Annotated in this window: 11 protein-coding genes; 5 read left to right on the forward strand and 6 right to left on the reverse strand. The window is 70.5% G+C overall.

Going from position 1 to position 16,657, the window contains the following annotated elements:
• Positions 1-27: 27 nt before the first annotated feature.
• Entirely contained in the window at positions 28-4,398 is a 4,371-nt protein-coding gene (locus SLP03_RS25335; protein ID WP_319463133.1) for a S8 family serine peptidase, read from the forward strand.
• 101 nt (positions 4,399-4,499) lie between these two features.
• Here the strand turns inward: SLP03_RS25335 and SLP03_RS25340 are convergent, their stop codons facing one another.
• Positions 4,500-5,015: a winged helix-turn-helix domain-containing protein gene (locus tag SLP03_RS25340; protein ID WP_319463134.1), complete on the reverse strand. Its 516-nt coding sequence runs from the start codon at positions 5,013-5,015 to the stop codon at positions 4,500-4,502.
• Positions 5,016-5,560: 545 nt separating this feature from the next.
• Between SLP03_RS25340 and SLP03_RS25345 the strand changes: the two genes are divergently transcribed.
• Positions 5,561-11,668: a DUF4011 domain-containing protein gene (locus tag SLP03_RS25345; protein ID WP_319463135.1), complete on the forward strand. Its 6,108-nt coding sequence runs from the start codon at positions 5,561-5,563 to the stop codon at positions 11,666-11,668.
• On the opposite strand, the gene SLP03_RS25350 is transcribed toward SLP03_RS25345, so the two are convergent.
• Positions 11,652-11,912, reverse strand: a complete 261-nt coding sequence (locus tag SLP03_RS25350; RefSeq protein WP_319463136.1) for a hypothetical protein — start codon at positions 11,910-11,912, stop codon at positions 11,652-11,654. The two genes, SLP03_RS25345 and SLP03_RS25350, sit on opposite strands and share 17 nt — an antisense overlap.
• A 106-nt stretch (positions 11,913-12,018) precedes the next feature.
• Here SLP03_RS25350 and SLP03_RS25355 point away from each other — a divergent pair, with 106 nt between their 5' ends.
• The gene (locus SLP03_RS25355; protein WP_319463137.1) at positions 12,019-12,765 is read left to right on the forward strand and encodes a hypothetical protein; all 747 of its coding nucleotides are present in this window, start codon (positions 12,019-12,021) and stop codon (positions 12,763-12,765) included.
• Between the two features lie 53 nt (positions 12,766-12,818).
• Here SLP03_RS25355 and SLP03_RS25360 read toward each other — a convergent pair whose 3' ends face one another.
• The 3 genes from SLP03_RS25360 to SLP03_RS25370 are packed head-to-tail and all read right to left on the reverse strand — an operon-like array spanning position 12,819 to position 14,473.
• A complete protein-coding gene (locus tag SLP03_RS25360) occupies positions 12,819-13,166 on the reverse strand; it encodes a TfoX/Sxy family protein (protein WP_319463138.1) in 348 nt (115 codons plus the stop codon).
• Between the two features lie 12 nt (positions 13,167-13,178).
• Positions 13,179-14,153 (reverse strand): TIGR03086 family metal-binding protein, encoded by a 975-nt coding sequence (locus SLP03_RS25365; protein ID WP_319463139.1) that lies wholly within the window; start codon positions 14,151-14,153, stop codon positions 13,179-13,181.
• Positions 14,153-14,473, reverse strand: a complete 321-nt coding sequence (locus SLP03_RS25370) for a metalloregulator ArsR/SmtB family transcription factor (protein WP_319463140.1) — start codon at positions 14,471-14,473, stop codon at positions 14,153-14,155. The genes SLP03_RS25365 and SLP03_RS25370 overlap by 1 nt, the downstream gene beginning before the upstream one ends.
• A gap of 188 nt (positions 14,474-14,661) precedes the next feature.
• Here SLP03_RS25370 and SLP03_RS25375 point away from each other — a divergent pair, with 188 nt between their 5' ends.
• The gene (locus SLP03_RS25375; RefSeq protein ID WP_319463141.1) at positions 14,662-15,573 is read left to right on the forward strand and encodes a TIGR03619 family F420-dependent LLM class oxidoreductase; all 912 of its coding nucleotides are present in this window, start codon (positions 14,662-14,664) and stop codon (positions 15,571-15,573) included.
• A gap of 16 nt (positions 15,574-15,589) precedes the next feature.
• Here SLP03_RS25375 and SLP03_RS25380 read toward each other — a convergent pair whose 3' ends face one another.
• Positions 15,590-16,012, reverse strand: coding sequence for a TIGR03668 family PPOX class F420-dependent oxidoreductase (locus SLP03_RS25380; RefSeq protein ID WP_319463142.1), 423 nt, complete (start codon positions 16,010-16,012; stop codon positions 15,590-15,592).
• Between the two features lie 223 nt (positions 16,013-16,235).
• On the opposite strand from SLP03_RS25380, the gene SLP03_RS25385 reads away from it, so the two are divergent.
• Positions 16,236-16,559, forward strand: coding sequence for a VOC family protein (locus SLP03_RS25385; protein ID WP_319463143.1), 324 nt, complete (start codon positions 16,236-16,238; stop codon positions 16,557-16,559).
• The last annotated feature ends 98 nt before the right edge of the window (positions 16,560-16,657 follow it).

The following is a 16,657-nucleotide window of genomic DNA, read 5'->3' on the forward strand; positions in this document are numbered from 1 at the left end:
CACAGGAGCCGGATAGCCAGATCTCTGGTGAGCGCCGGCGCGGCGATCCTTCTCGCCACGACAGGCTTGGCCACCACCGGTTCAGGCGCGCAGGCCGCGCTGGCCGGGACAGGACAGGGTGCGGCTACGGCGGGGGACAAGATTCGTCCGGAGCTTGCGAAGCAGCTCCAGGCCAAGAGCGAGGGCGACTTCTGGATCCGCTTCAACGACCACGGGGACCTGAGTCAGGCCGGTGCGATCAAGGACTGGGCCAAGCGTGGCACCGCGGTCGCGGACGCATTGAAGAAGACCGCCGCCGACAGCCAGGCCAAGATCCGAGGTGAGCTCGACGGTGCGGGCGCGAAGTACCAGACCTTCTGGGCGACCAACGCCATCAAGGTCAGCAGCGGCTCCCTGACGATGGCCCAGAACTTCGCCGCGCACGCAGAGGTCGAGGGCCTGTACGCGCCGGTCGACTACAAAGTGCCCGAGGTCACCAAGGGCACCGATGAGAAGACGGTGAACGCCCTCGAGTGGGGCATCGCGAACATCAACGCTGACGACGTCTGGTCCCAGTACGGCGTCAAGGGTGCGGGCATCACGGTGGCGAACATCGACACCGGGGTCCAGTTCGACCACCCGGCACTGGTGAACTCCTACCGCGGCAACAACGGCGACGGCACGTTCGACCACAACTACAACTGGTTCAACGCCGCCGGGACCTGCGCCGCCGCGCCCTGTGACAGCAACGGCCACGGTACGCACACGATGGGCACGATGGCCGGCTCCGACGGTGCGAACCAGATCGGCGTCGCACCTGACGTCAAGTGGATCGCGGCGAACGGCTGCTGCCCCAGTGACGCCGCGCTGATCTCCTCCGGCCAGTGGATGCTCCAGCCGACCGACCTCAACGGTCAGAACCCGGACGCCAGCAAGCGGCCGAACATCATCAACAACTCGTGGGGAACGACGGCGCCCTCCAACGATCCGTTCATGGAGGACGTGACCCTGGCCTGGACCGCATCGGGCATCTTCGGGGCCTGGTCCAACGGCAACAGCGGTCCGGCGTGCCAGACCAGCGGCTCTCCGGGCAGCCTGGTCAGCAACTACTCGGCCGGCGCCTACGACATCAACAACAACATCGCCAGCTTCTCGGCACGTGGCGCCGGGCAGAACGGCGAAATCAAGCCCAACATCTCGGCACCCGGCGTGAACGTCCGGTCGAGCGTTCCGGGCAGTAGCTACGCCAGCTTCAACGGCACCTCGATGGCGGCCCCGCACCTCGCGGGCACGATCGCGTTGCTGTGGTCGGCGGCACCGGCGCTGGTCGGTGACGTCAACGCGACCCGCGCCCTGCTGAACAACTCGGCGGTCGACAAGGCCGACACCCAGTGCGGCGGCACCACGGACGACAACAACGTCTACGGCGAGGGCCGGCTGGACGCCCTCGCGCTGCTCAACTCCGCCCCGATCGGCGACACCGGCACCCTGGCCGGCACGGTCACGGACGCGGCCACCAATGCGCCGATCGCCGGTGCCACGGTGACCCTGACCGGCGCGGCGAGCCGCCAACTGACCACCGGGGCCGACGGGAAGTACTCGTCGCTGCTCCCGGTCGGCGACTACCAGGTCGCCGTTGCGGCGTTCGGCTACGGGAGCAGGACGGTGCCGGCGACGGTCACCAAGGACGCGACCACGACGACCAACGTCGCGCTGACGGCGGTGCCGAGCGTCACCGTCAGCGGAACCGTTACCGACGGCTCCGGACACGGCTGGCCGCTCTACGCGAAGGTGAGCGTCGAGGGTCCGTCAGGTGTGTCCGACTACACCACACCCGCCGACGGCCACTACAGCGTCAAACTCCCGGCCGGGGCGACGTACAGCCTGAAGTTCGAGCCGCGGTACCCGGGCTATCAGACCGTGACCAAGGAGGTCGTGGTCGGGTCGAGCGACGTCACGAACGACGTCGCCGTGCCGGTCAACACCGACGCCTGTACGACGGCGCCCGGATACCGGTACGGCTCCGACGGTGTGTACCAGACCTTCGACGGCACCACCGTGCCGGCCGGCTGGTCCGTGGTGGACCACCTGGGCACCGGCCAGGTCTGGAAGTTCACCGACGACGGCAACCGCGGCAACCTGACCGGCGGCACCGGCAACTTCGCGGTCATCGACAGCGATAACTACGGCTCCAGCGGGCGACAGGACACCTCGCTCGTCAGCCCGGTCGTCGACCTGACCAACGTCACGGCGCCGGTGGTCCGGTTCAACCAGGAATACAACTGGCTGGGCTCCGACCGCGCGGATGTCGACCTGAGCCTCGACGGCGGCACCACCTGGGCCAACGTGCTCCGGCAGGCGGCCGACTTCCGCGGACCGCGGGTGACCGAGGTCCCGATCCCGCAGGCCGCGGGCCAGGCACAGGTCCGGGTCCGGTTCCACTACTACGACGCCCAGTGGGAATGGTGGTGGGAGGTCGACAATGTGCTGATCGGCAGCCAGGTCAGCTGCCAGCCGACCAACGGTGGCCTGGTCCTCGGTCACGTCCGTGACAAGAACGACGACGGCTACATCAACGGCGCCACCGTCACCAGCGACGACCGGCCCGCGGAGACGGCCACCACCGCGGCGACGCCGGACGACACCGAACTGGCGGACGGCTTCTACTGGATGTTCTCGTCGCTGACCGACCAGCACAAGTTCACCGCGAAGGCCGGCAACTACGTCAGCCAGACCAAGCAGGTCGACGTCCGGGCCCACGGGGCGATCGCCGCGGACTTCCAGCTCGCGGCCGGCCGGCTGTCGGTGCAGCCGACCGAGGTGAGTGGGACGGTCCAGATGCCCACCGGCAAGGTCAACAAGACGTTCACGGTGACGAACACCGGCGGGGCACCGGTTGACGTCGAGTTCGGTGAACGGGACGGCGGGTTCGTACTCCTGCGGGCCGACGGGTCCCGGATGAACAACCAGGAGGTCCTCGCGTCCGCCGGCGCACCGGAGCAGCGGCTGAACGTCCCGACGTCGTTCGCCGCGACGGCGTCCGGCAAGGCGGCCACGGCAACCTCCGCCGCGGTCGGCCCGCAGGCCGAGCCCTGGACGGACATCGCCGACTACCCGGCGAACGTGATGGACAACCGGGTGGTGAACCTGGACGGCAAGGTGTACTCGATCGCCGGCGGCAACGGATCGGCGTCCTCGGCGAAAAACTACGTCTACGACCCGATCGCACAGAGCTGGACGTCGATCGCCGATCTTCCCGGTGCGCGTAACGCCATGACCGTGGGCGTCGTGGACGGGAAGGTCATCGCGACCGGCGGCTGGGGGGCGTCCGGCCCCGACGGCACCACCTGGTCGTACGACCCGGCGGCCAACACCTGGACGAAGAAGGCCGACAACCCCACGCCGCGGTCCGCCGCCGGGCAGGCGGTCGTCGACGGCAAGCTGTACGCCGTCGGCGGTTGCACGACGGCGAGCTGTCTGCCGATGTCCAACGCCGTCGTCCGGTACGACCCGGGCAGCGACACGTGGCAGACGTTGCCCGCCTACCCGAAGTCGGTGGCGTTCCTGTCCTGCGGCGGGATCGACGGCGTCGTCTACTGCACGGGCGGTAACGACGGGTCTGCGGTACTGAAGGCAAGCTATGCCTTCGATCCGGGTGCCAACGCCTGGACCGCCATCGCCGACGCGCCGGCGGACAGCTGGGCCAGCTCGTTCGCCGTCGCGAACGGCAAGCTCCTCGTTGTCGGCGGCGTGCAGGGCGGAGCCATCACCAACGCCGGCTTCGCCTACGACCCGGCCACCAACGCGTGGTCCAACCTGCCGAACGCCAACACCCCGCGGTACCGCGGTGGCGCCGCGTGTGGCTTCTACAAGATCGGTGGCTCCTCGGGCAGCTTCACCGCGATGCCGGACAGCGAGGCGCTGCCCGGGCTCGAGGAGTGTGCCGAGGGTCCCGCGGACGTCAGCTGGATGACGATCGACAAGACGGCAGCCACGCTCGCGCCGGGTGAGAAGGTCACGGTCACCGTCGGGATGACGGCGAACGTGGACCAGCCGGGCACCTACTCCGGGTCGGTTTCGATCAAGGAGAACACCCCTTACACGGTGCAGCCGGTCGCGGTGACGATGAACGTGCAGCCTCCGAAGTCGTGGGGCAAGCTGATGGGCACGGTCACCGGGACGAGCTGCCAGGGGGTCAACTCGCCACTCCCTGGTGCGCTCGTCCAGGTCAACTCGAAGGCGGCCTCGTGGACATTCACCACCGACGCCGCGGGCAAGTACGCCTACTGGATTGACCGCAAGCACAACCCGCTGACGATCATCGTCGCCAAGGACGGCTGGCAGCCCCAGACCCGTCAGACGACGATCACCAACGCCCCGCGGGTGGAGAACTTCGCACTGTCCCCAACCCGCTGCTGACAGTTGACGCCAGCTGACAGATCCGGCCCGCCTGGTTTCCGACCAGGCGGGCCGGACCGGTTCCGAAGGTTGCGAGCCGCGGCCTCAGACGCGACTGGTGGTCAGGCCGAGGCGAGGCGGAAGCCGATCCCGCGGACCGCGTGGATCGTCGCCGAGGCATCCAGCCGGGCGAGCTTGTGCCGTGCCCTCCGCACCAGGGAGTGCATGTCGGAGCCGCGGCCGAGGTGCGCGTTGCCCCAGACCTCGAGGTGCAGCCGCTGGTAGGTCCAGACCTGTCCGGGCGCGCCGACCAGGCACAGCAACAGGTCGTGCTCGAGTGGGGTCAGTTCGATCTCGCGGTCCAGCCAGCGCAGCACCCGCCGGTCGGAGTCGACGCTCAGATCGGGTGGTGGCGGTGTAATGGTGCTTCCCACGGCCTCGGGCAGCACGGCCTGGGCGGGCTGAACCATCACCGCAGCGGCGGGCGCCCCGGCCACGTCGAGGAACTCCCGCGCCTGATCGACGCTCGAGACGATCAGGAACGCCTCGGTCCCGCCGAGCAGTTGTGCGAGCTGTCTGCGTACGGCCGGTGAGGAGGCAATGCCGATGACCAGGGACGCGGCCGGGATCCCCCTCATCCCCACCCCTTCCGGTTCCCACCCATTCCGGGACAGTTTCTCCGTGACGCCGATCAATCGGCCTCGCCCTGCGGTTACGGTTTGGTGAACAACGGCAGCAGACAAATGCCAGCGAGTCGATCGTCCAATGTGGGCGAAATCGAAAGAGTGATCTTCAACGTGTGGAGGCGGGAAAGGGCGTGCCTGACGTGCATGGCGTCGTCTTCGCGGAGCCCCGCCGGGCGCCTGGTCATCGGACCGCCCCGCGTCTTCCGGACAGTCGCCATACGATTACCAATGCTGCGAACTGTCGGTTCAGGTAATCGTGATGGATCTCTTCCGGCGTCTTCAGTCGCGGCCTGAGTGGAGACGGTTGAAATAGTAGTGCACTTCGATGTAAGGGGCAACGTCCCGAGTGGCCGTCGCATTGTCGCAGCAGATGCCGGTCCGTGCGTGAACGCCCACGTATCAACCGTTCTTCGCTGACGCGCTCCCTGCGGACCGATCGCGGGGCCACGGACCGATAGGCTGACTCTCCTCCCTCTCGCTACCTGGAGAAACGCGCCATGCCCGACAGCGTCTTCGCCCAGTTCGCCACCGACGACGGCCAGCTCGCGCTCGGGCTGCTCGTGCAGCCGGCCATCAACGCCGCCCTGGTGCACAACCGCGTGCCGCTGGTCCGGCACCTGACGCTGACGAACCTGGGTGACGCGCCGCTGCCGGAGGTGTCGCTGACCCTCGAACTGCTCGGCCCGGACGGCCCCCTGAGCGAGCCGTGGACGCGTACCCTCGCCACGCCGCTGCGGCCCGGCGCGACCACCGGCTGGGACGACTTCCGCGAGTTCACCCCGGACCGGGGGCTGCTCGGCCGCACCGACGAGGCGTTCCCGGTCGACTACCGGCTCACCGCCCGCGCCGGCGGTCGCCCCGACGTCCGGCTGGTCGCCCCGTCGGCGGTGCTGGCCCACAACGAGTGGTTCAACAGCCCGGCCCTGTACGACTCCCTCGCCGCCTTCGTGCAACCCAACACCCGGGCGGTGAACGCGGTCCTGCGCGCCGCGGCGCAGATCCTGCTCGCCCGCACCGGCTCGGGCTCCCTGCAGGGCTACCAGGACGGCTCCGAGCGGGCGGCGCTCATCGCCGGCGCCGTCTACGAGGCGCTGCGCCAGCTCGACATCACCTACCAGAGCTTGCCGGCGTCGTTCGAGAACACCGGCCAGAAGGTCCGCACCACCGCCGCCGTCCTCGACGGGCGGCTCGGCAACTGCCTCGACCTCTCCGTCACCTACGCCGCCTGCCTGGAGGCGGCCGGGCTGCACCCGCTCATCTTCATCACCGAGGGGCACGCCCTCGGCGGCTTCCTGCTCGAGGAGGAACGCCTCGGCTCCGCCGCGGTGACCGAGACCAACCTGCTCGTCTCCATGGTCGACTCGGGGCGGGCGGTGCCGGTCGAGCTGACCCGCGTCGGGCCGGGCGCGCAGACCGCCGCGTTCACCGAGGCGGTGCAGGTCGGCCTCGCCCACTTCCGCGGCCACGGCCAGCGGCTCCAGGGCGTCGTCGACGTGCACCTCGCCCACCGCTCCGGCATCCGGCCGCTGCCCTCGCCCGACGAGCTGGTCGCCCCGCCGGCGGTCGACGCCGAGGCGCCCACCGGGGCGGTGGGCTCCATCGAGTTGCCCGCCGGGGTGGCGCTGGCGAAGCTGCGGCAGCTCGCCGACGAGGGCGACGAGGCACCGCAGCAGTCCGACGGCTCCCCGGCGCGGATCCAGCAGTGGAAGAAGTCCCTGCTCGACCTGAGCCTCCGCAACCCCCTGCTCAACCTGCCCAAGCGCGGCCGCGGCCTGGAGCTGCACGTGCCGGCCGGCGCGCTCGCCCTGCTCGACGACCTGATCCACGACGGCCGGCAGGTCCAGATCATCCCGCAGGACGACATCAGCCACGTCCACGAGCTCGCCGGCGCCCGGCGAGCGCAGGATCTCGACGCCGAGATGCTCACCCGGGAGCTGCGCACCGACCGCCGGGTCTACGGCACGGTCACCGAGGCGCGCTACAAGACCGCGATGCGCTCGTTGCAGCGCGAGGCGCGCACGATGGAACAGGAGACCGGCAGCAACTACCTCTACCTGACCATCGGCACGCTGGTGCACGCCAAGACCACCGGGGGAGAGGCGTACGCGCCGCTGTTCCTGCTGCCGGTGCGGATCGAGGGGGGCGCCGGCCGCCGCCCGTACGCCATCGTCATCGACGGCTCCGAGGTCGCCACCCCGAACTACTGCCTCATCGAGTGGCTGCGGGTCAAGCACGGCGTCCGGATCCCGGAGCTGGAGCAGCCGGTCCTCGACGAACACGGCATCGACGTCGCCAAGACCCTGGCCGCCATCAACGCCGGCCTGGTCGACAACCGGCTCAACTACCGCACCGACGAGACCGCCAGCCTGCGGCTGCTGCAGTTCTCCACCTTCCAGATGTGGCGCGACCTCACCGACCACTGGCCCCGGTTCATGGAGAACCCGGTGGTCCGCCACCTGGCCGAATCCTCCGGCGCCACCTTCGACGACCCGGCCGGCACCGAGCAGGACGTCCACGTCGACGAGGCAGGGCTGCACCTGCCCATCCCGGCCGACGGCTCGCAGATGCAGGCCATCGTCATGGCCGAGCGCGGCCAGTCGTTCGTCCTGGAGGGCCCGCCCGGCACCGGCAAGTCGCAGACCATCACCAACATGATCGCCCAGGCGGTCACCGCCGGCCGGTCGGTGCTCTTCGTCGCCGAGAAGCAGGCCGCCCTCGACGTGGTAAAGCGCCGTCTCAAGCACATCGGCCTCGGACCGTTCGCCCTCGACCTGCACGGCCGCAAGCAGTCCATCAACGCGATCCGCCAACAGCTCCGCGACGCCCTCGACCAGTACGACCACGGCGGCGACGCGACCTGGACGGCCGTCGAGACGGCCTACCGCACCCGCCTGGCGCCGCTGGCGGACTATCCCGCCCAGGTCCACACCGACAACGCCGCCGGGATGTCGCTCTGGTCGGCCTACGAGCAGACCCTGGCGTACGGGGAGGGTCCTGTCGCGCCCATTCCAGTCGGTTACCTGGGTGCGCCGGCCGAGCAGCGGACCCGGGTGGAGACGACGCTGCGGGAGTTCCCGGCGGCCGCCCGCTCGGCCCGGCTCCGGCCCGCGCACCCGTGGGCGATCAGCGGCTGCCGCACCCTGGACGGCCTGCACGCCGACGCCGTCACCGAGATCGCCGCCGAGCTGGAACGCCTCCGCGCCGACCTCGCGGCCCGACCGGAGCTGTTCGACCTGCTACGGACGCTCCCCGGACCTCAGGCGATCGGCGAGCTGCAGGCGGCCGCCTGGCTCGCCGTACGCGGTCTGCTGCCGGACCGGCAGACCACCCTGCGCGCCTGCGACCGCCGGTGGGACGAGGCGGTGCAACGGTTGCAGGCGGACCTGGCCGCGTTCCGGCACGGCTTCGCCGGTGAGCTGACCACCTTCCGTCCCGACGTCTTCGGTGTGGGCGAGCTCGCGACCTGGCACGCCGAGGCGCAGGAGGCGGCGAAGAAGCTGTTCGGCAAGCGCAAGCGCCGGCAGGCCACCGCCGACCGGCTCGCCGTGCACCTCCAGGCCGGCGCCACCGTCGACCCGGAGCAGGTCGAGGTGGTCACCGGCCGGCTGGTCGCCGCGCAGGCGCACGCCGCCGCCCTGTATCAGCAGTTCACCGCGCTCGGCGGTCTGCACCTGCCGGGCGGCTGGCGGCCCACCGATCCGGGCGCCGATGAGCGGTTGCGGGAGGCCGTCGAGGCGACGCGGGCCGGGCGGGTACTCCTGGCCGCGCACCCCACGGCGTGGGAACTGTTCCACCGGGGGATCGGCGAGGCTGAAGCCGTTCTGATCGACCGCGCCGCCGCGCGGTGGCGCGCCTGGCAGGGGGTGCTGCGCTGCGGTGCACCGGAACTGGCCCGCTGGGCGGCCACCTCGCACTGGCTCGACGCCTGGCAGCGCGACGGGGCGACCTGGCTGCACGAGCTGCGGGCCGAGGAGCTGTTCCCGCTGCGCCGCTGGGCGACCGTGCTCACCCACGCCGATGTGCTCGGCTCCGCCGGCCTCGTCGACTACCGCGACCAGCTGCTGCGCGGCGAGGTCAACCCGCAGCTCGCCGAGGAGGCCTACCGGCGGGGTGTCGCGGCCGCCTCGCTGGCCGAGCGGGTACGCGCCGGCGGGCTGCAGTACTTCGACCCGGAGCTGCACGACGACGAGATCGTCCAGTTCGAGGCCGCCGCCGGTCAGCTCCGCGCCGCGTTGCCCGAGCACCTTCCCTCCGTCCTCGTGCGCCGGCGCCCCTTCAGCCCGTCGGAACGCCGCGGCCGCTTCGCCGACTTCGCCGCCGAATTGCGCCGCAAGCGGGGCGGGAAGTCGTTCCGCGAGCTGTTCGCGCAGTACCCGGACGTGGTCCTCGCGCTGACTCCGTGCGTACTGGTCAGCCCCGCGTCGGCCGCGAACTTCCTCGCCCCCGGAAGCCAGCGCTTCGACCTGGTCATCTTCGACGAGGCCTCCCAGATCCGCGTCGCCGAGTCAGTCGGCGCGATGGGCCGGGGACGTGCGGTGGTGGTGGTCGGGGACTCCCGACAGATGCCACCGTCCAGCATCATGCAGGCCACCCACACCCCGGACGAGGCGGACGACGGCGACGGGCCCGTGCCCGAGGACCTGGAGAGCATCCTCAGCGAGGCGGTCGAATCCGGGCTCCCGCAGCGGTGGCTCTCCTGGCACTACCGCAGCCACGACGAGTCGCTGATCGCCTTCTCCAACCGCTACTACTACGACAGCAAGCTCTCCAGCCTGCCGTCGCCGGGGGCCGGCGACTCCGCCGGCATCACCTGGCGGCGGGTCGACGGACAGTACGACCGCGGCGGATCGCGGACCAACGAGGTCGAGGCCCGCGCCATCCTCGACGAGATCACCCGAAGGCTGCACGACCCGGCCACCGCCGCCCAGTCCATCGGCGTGGTCACCTTCAACATCCAGCAGCGTGACCTCATCCTCAACCTGCTCGAGGAGAGCCCCGACCCCCTGGTACGCGAGCACCTGTCGGGCGCCGTCGCGGAACCCATCTTCGTCAAGAACCTGGAGAACGTGCAGGGCGACGAACGCGACATCGTGCTGTTCTCCCTGGCCTTCTTCACCAACCCGGAGACCGGCCAGTTGCCGCTCAACTTCGGACCGCTCAGCCAGGCCGGCGGCGAGCGGCGGTTGAACGTCGCGATCACCCGGGCCCGGCGCCAGGTGGTCCTCTACTCCTCGTTCGACCCGTCCGACATCGACCTGTCCCGGACCTCGGCGGTGGGTACCCAGCACCTGCGCGCGTACTGCGAAATGGCCGCCGCCGGCGTCGACCGGCTCGGCGACCTGGCCACCGACCGCGCGGAGCGGCGCAGCCGCGTCCGCGACGAGGTCGCCGCCGCCGTCCGCGCCCGTGGCCACGAGGTCCGCACCTCCCACGGTCTCTCCGACTTCACGGTCGACATCGCCGTACGGGCGCCCGGCGCGCCGCGCTGGCAGGTCGCCGTCATGCTGGACGGTCCCGAGTGGAGCGGCCGACCGACCGTGGCGGACCGGGACTCGGCGCCCAGCCTGCTGCGCTCGATCATGGGCTGGCCGGCGATGGTCCGCTTCTGGCTGCCGTCGTGGATCCGCGACCGCGCCGCGATCCTCGACCAGATCGACGCCGCGGTGACCGCCGCCAACGCGCCCGAAGAGGAGCCGGAGTGCGCCGAGCCGCCGGCGCCGGAACAGGCCGCGCTCGATTCCTCGCAGGGGCGGGCGTCCTCCGATGGGCTACTGCCGGCGGCGGCCGGTGCCTCGCCCGCCGTGCGGGTTCCGGCCCAGCGGGTCGACGCCTCGCCCGGCGCGGGGACGCCGGGGCTGGTCGTCGAAGGCGAGGATCGACACGACGTGCCACCGGCGGATGCCGAGGAGCCCCTCGCCCCGATCGCGTCTCTCGCCCCTGCCGCGCCCGTTGCCCCGGCCGTCCTGCTCGGGCAGCCGGTCGTGGGCGCTGTCGCCGAGCCGGTGGGCAGCCCGACGGCGAGCCCGTTCCTGCCGTACGTGCCGACGGTGATCGGGGAGCAGGCCGAGATCGACCTGATCGGCAGCGACCCCCGGATCAGGTCGCTGGTCCGGGAGAGCCTTCGCGAGATCATCGTGGCCGAAGGGCCGATCGAGCAGCACCGTCTGGCGCGGCTCACGCTCGCCCGGTTCGGCTTCGCCCGGACCCGGGAGGACCGGCGCGCGGAGGTGCTGAAGCTGGTGGACCGCGAGACCCTGCACCGTCATCCCCACATCGGTGTCTTCGCCTGGCCCGCCGGCATGGATCCACACACCTCGCGCAGCTACCGCACCACCCAGGTCAGCGCCGATCGTAGGTTCGAGGAGGTGCCGCCGGAGGAGGTGGCCAACGCCCTGACGCACGCGTTGGAGCAGACACCGCACCTGGGCGAGGAGCAGCTGCTGCGGGCCGCACTCGAGCTGCTCGGTCATCGCCGTCGCACCGAGGCCGCCGAGAAGCTGCTGCGCTACGGGCTCCACATCGCCGTCACGAGCGGCAGGATCCGCCGCGCCGCCGACGGCCGCTACGGCGTCGAGGCCCGACGGGGGCCTACCGGCTGCTCTTGAGATTCCGGCAGAGCTTCTCCGGATCACGAACGAAGTCCATCCGCTTGTCCCGCGCCCGGGAGAAGTCGTCGATCATGTGCTGCACCTCGCCGGGGGTGAACCGTCGGTCCTCGTCGCCCTCCTTCTTCAGCCAGTTGATCACTTCGTCGTAGTTCTTCCAGTCCCGCTTGCCCATCAGACGCTCGATGTCGGTAACGTCGTAGTCCTTCTGCATCGCCTGGCTGGCCGGATCGTGGATCTTCACAACCTGCTCCTCCCCGTGTGACGGTGCTCCGTCGCGCGAATGCCCGAGGCGTACGCGAGCAAACGCGCCGCGTTGGCCGCTGGCCGTTTCGGGGTACGCGGCGCGAATGGCCGAGCTACTGGAGGACGGCGACATCTACTTCCTCTACCGTCCCCGGGTCGAGGAGGAGCACGTCGACTCCCTGGAAGAGGTCCAGCGGCTGCTGGTGGTGATGCACCCGTGGCACGGCCGCCATCTGCGGCTACTCGTGGTCGGGCGTAAGCGTCTGCCCGACATCGAGGAGCACGACCGCTTCTGGGCGTTCGTCGACGCGGTGGTGGACCGGCCTCAGCAGCTACACGGTGCACTGCAGGCACGTGAGTACCGGACGAAGACCCGCGACAGGCGGGAGCAGCCGCCCGCCCGGCCGGCGGCGGAGGGGGCGTACGTGATCGCGCGGCACGACGACCACACCCATCTCGCGTACGAACTCGAACTGCCCCCGCGCCCCGGCGAGGCGCAGCACGAACTCGGCATCGAGCCGGAGGCGAGCTACATCGTCACGGTGAAGAACCCGCAGGCACCCTCCCCACCGGGAGTCGGCCTGCGTGGGTCGCAGAAGGTCAAGCTGCCCGCCGCGCTGCAGGGAAAGTTCCACGATCGTCGCTTCGCCCCGCTCGACCCGCCCGACTTTCTCGACCACCCCGGGACCGAGATGGTGCTCATCGGTGCGGCCCACGACGCCTCCGAGGAGTTGCGGATCGACCTGGACGCGGAGGTCGAGCGAGCGGAGCGGAGCACGATCTTCGGGGATCTGCGGATCGGACGCCGGGAGCGCCCCGTCGCTCCGCTCTTCACGGGCGAATGGGCCTGAGTCCACCGCCTGCGCCACGAGGCCTTCCGGCGCTCGCGACTCAGGCGGCCCTACTACCGCTTCTTCTTGAGTTTGGGCGGCAGCGTCGCGACGTACGCCTGGGCCTTGTTGACCCACCCGGCCGCCTGCTCGGTGGTGAACGACGGGGGCAGCGACAGGTATCCACCCATCGGTCGCTCGGCGGGACCGAAGGGTCCCGCACCTTCGATCGTCGCCAGCTCGGCCAGATCGTCGGCGGCGAGCTTCACGCCGACCGACGAGCCGAACAGCCCAGCGAACATGTTGCCGTTCACAAAGGCGCCGAGATTGCCGAACATCGGCTTGACCTCGACCCCCGGGGCGTCGGAGATGACGGACCGGAAGAACTGCTTGTCAGCGTCGGTGGGCTTGGGCATCTGCATCGTCGGATCCTGTCATCCGGCGACGGGGCGACGGCCCGTGAAGGCGGCCAGCCGCTCCATCGGGTCGGCACCCGCGGCCGGGGCGACCTCCTCGGCGAACGAGGAACCGCGGGCACCGGGGACGAGCTGCTCGGCGAGCTTGTGGACGTAGGCGACGACCCCGTCGCTGACGACCAGGGGCGTGCCGCTGCCCTGGGCCATGTCCCAGGCGTGCAACAGGAATTCCACCGGCATGATGCCCGCCGCGAAGGCGGCCGGCATTTCGCCGCCGCCGGGGGCGGGGACGGTGCCGTCGAGATCGCGGGCGCGCCATCCCTCGATGGTCTGCGCCGCCATGGTGGCCACCCGGTTCTCCAGCGAACCCGTCTCGGGGTTCACGACCTTGACGCCGGCCATCGCGCCGAAGGCGACAATGGAACCGAACAGGTGCTCGGCGAGGTCGTGGCAGGTGAATTCCGCGCAGGGGGTCTGCTTGGCGCGGTCCTCGGACGTGAGCTGGCGCAGGACCGTCTGGAGCGCGGCCAGGGTGGCGTCGGCGGCGGACAGCTCGTCGAGCCGCTCGGGAGCGGCGGACCACTCGTCGGGGCCGGCGTCCCCGGCGACGGCGGCCTTCTCGAGACGGCCGAAGTAGTGGTTCCAGCCCTCGGCGTGCATCGCCGCCTGCTCGTCGGTCAGCCCCTCGTGGGTGAGGGTGACCCGGGTGCCGTCGGCAACCGGCTCGACAGTGATCGAGACGGTCGAGGCGTCGGGGGCGAGGTCCGGGTTGCCTTCCCAACCCCAGCCGAACACGACACGCTTGCCGGGCTCGACCTCCCGGAAGGTGCCGGCCGCCACGTGGCCGGGGGTGATGGTCCAGCGGTAGTCACCGCCCACCCGGAGGTCGACGCGGGCCGACACGGTCTGCCAGCGACGCAGCCGCTCCGGCTCGGTGATGAGAGCGAATGCCTCGTCGATGTCGACGGGAAGGACGACGGTCTTGGTGAACATCAGTGGTCTCTCTCAATCCGTTGAGACTTCAGGACGTGGGCGTCGGCGACCAACAGGTCGAGTTCGGCGGTCCAGAATCGGTCGATCTCGGCCTGCAGCTGACGGAGTCCGTCGGGAACGACCCGATAGATGCGCTCCCGGCCGACTTTTTCGGCCTCCACCAGGCCGACTTCCGCCAGCAACAACAGATGCTGGGAGATCGCCGACCGGGTGACCGTGAACTCCGCCGCGATGCTGCCCACCGTGCGGGGCTGCGACGCGAGCAGCTGCAGAATCCGTCGCCGGGTGGGCTCAGCAGCGGCAGACAACGCGTCGATCACCAGAAACACGTTAGTGACGGCTAACGCGTTTGTCAAAACGCTCCGCGCCGCTGCGTGAGCCGCCACCCGGCCCGGCAGTTGTGGCCGGCGGGCTGGCACCGGCCGTTACCTCGATGGCGAGGTACGCGACCCTCCCGCACCTGCCGGTTCCAGTCTCCGCCGGGGACAGGGCTGGGTACCGTGCCGGGGTGGAGGTTGGATTCGCACCACCCGTCTCCGGCTCGTGGGCCACCCCGGAGAACATGATCCACGTCGCCCGCCGCGCCGAGCAGCTCGGATACCACTCACTGTGGGCCTTTCAGCGCCTGCTGGTGCCCGCCGACCTTGGCTGGAGCGAGACGTACCACAGCGTCCAGGACCCGGTGACCACGCTGGCGTTCCTGGCGGCCCACACCACGCGGATCCGGCTCGGCGTCGCGGTGCTCAACATGCCGTTCATCTCCCCGGTGGTGCTGGCCAAGCAGACCGCGACGCTGGACATCCTCGCCGGCGGACGGCTCGACGTCGGACTCGGCCTCGGCTGGGCGGACGAGGAATATCAGGCGACGGGCGCGAGCAAGCATCGGCGGGGCCATCGGGCCGAGGAGTTCCTCGCCGTTCTTCGCGCCCTCTGGCAGAACGACGTCGCCGAGCATCGCGGCGAGTTCTACCAGGTCCCGCCGACGCGTCTGGAGCCGAAGCCGGTGCAGCGGCCGCACCCGCCGATTCTGCTCGGCGGCCACGCGCCCGCGGCGCTGCGCCGGGCGGGCCGGCTCGCCGACGGCTGGGTCAGCGGCAGCCAGGCGGACCTGATGGGGATCGGCGAGGCGGTCGCGACGGTCAAGGCCGCCGCGGCGGAGGCCGGGCGTGATCCCCGGTCGTTGCGATTCGTCTGCCGCGGCGCGATCCGCGTGCGCCCGATGGGCCCGGCCGAACGCGAGCCGCTCACCGGCACGCTCGAGCAGATCCGGTCGGATCTCGACAGCCTTGTCGAAGCCGGCATCACCGAACTGTTCGTCGACCTCAACTTCGATCCGGAGATCGGCTCACCCCGCGCCGACGCGCAGGCGTCGCTGCGCCGGGCCGACGAGGTGCTCGACGCCCTTGCCCCGACCCGCTGACACCCCCGACGAGCTCTCACTCGGCCGAGTCCGCTGCGGCCCACGCCGACCAGCGGGTCACCCGCATCCCGACCACCGGCCCGGCCGGTGGCCGCTGGACGTACTGCGGATACTTGCCGGCCAGCGCCGCGCGGGCCGTGGCCTCCTCCGCGCGGTCCTCCACCAGCCAGCCGTGCCCGTCCAGCCGGACCCACCACAGCCGCGACCAGTCCTCGTCATACTCGTCGATCAGCAGGCAGGCAGACCCCGTCGCCCGGATGTTCTCCAGCCGGCGTAGCCGCCGGTGGTGCTTGGGCTTCTCGTCGACCGCGTGAAATACGACGTCGCCGAGCAGAACGAAGCACACCGGCACCAGGTGCGGACAGCCATCGGCCCCGACGGTGGCCAGCCGGGCCACCCGGGCCGACCCGACCCGATGCCGGAGTTCGTCGGCGGGCACAGGTCCGACCGTAACAGTGGACCTTCGCCATCGTCGGCGCGACGGGACGGACATCCACCCGGCGATCGCATCCCGCTCACCCCCGCGCTGCGCCGCAGTCTGCAGCGGCGAGGGGCGGCTGCGCCGCTGACCCGGCCTCGCGACGCCGGCCCAGCAATTCTGTGGGTGTGCCGGCGCCGCAAGAGGGTACCCGCCCTGCCGATTGGGACCCGGGGAGGCGTGGATGGCGATCGAGGCGCCGGACTACTTCCAGCCCGAGGGTGGGCTGGTGCTCACGCATCTGCTGATCGTGCGGGATGTGGACCGTTCACGGGAGTTCTACCAGCGGGTGCTGGGTGCGACGGTGGTGCGGGACCGCCAGCCGGCGATCTTGCGGTTCCACAACAGCTATATCGTGATCAACAGTGAAGGCGGTCCGACCGACGACAAGCCGGGCGTGCAAGCACAGGCGCCGCCGGATCCGAACACGCTGAGCTCCGCGATGAACGTCCGGGTCACCGATGTCCGCGCAGTCTATGAGAGGGCGTCTTGGTCGGGTTGGATCTAATACACGCCGGTTGATGCCTTGCTGGGCTCGAGCGGAGCGGTTCGCGATGATCGATGTATGACGACTCCTCGCCGTCCGTATCGCACTGATCTGTCCGA

This window comes from Micromonospora sp. RTP1Z1, assembly GCF_033804685.1.
Taxonomy (GTDB): Bacteria; Actinomycetota; Actinomycetes; order Mycobacteriales; family Micromonosporaceae; genus Micromonospora.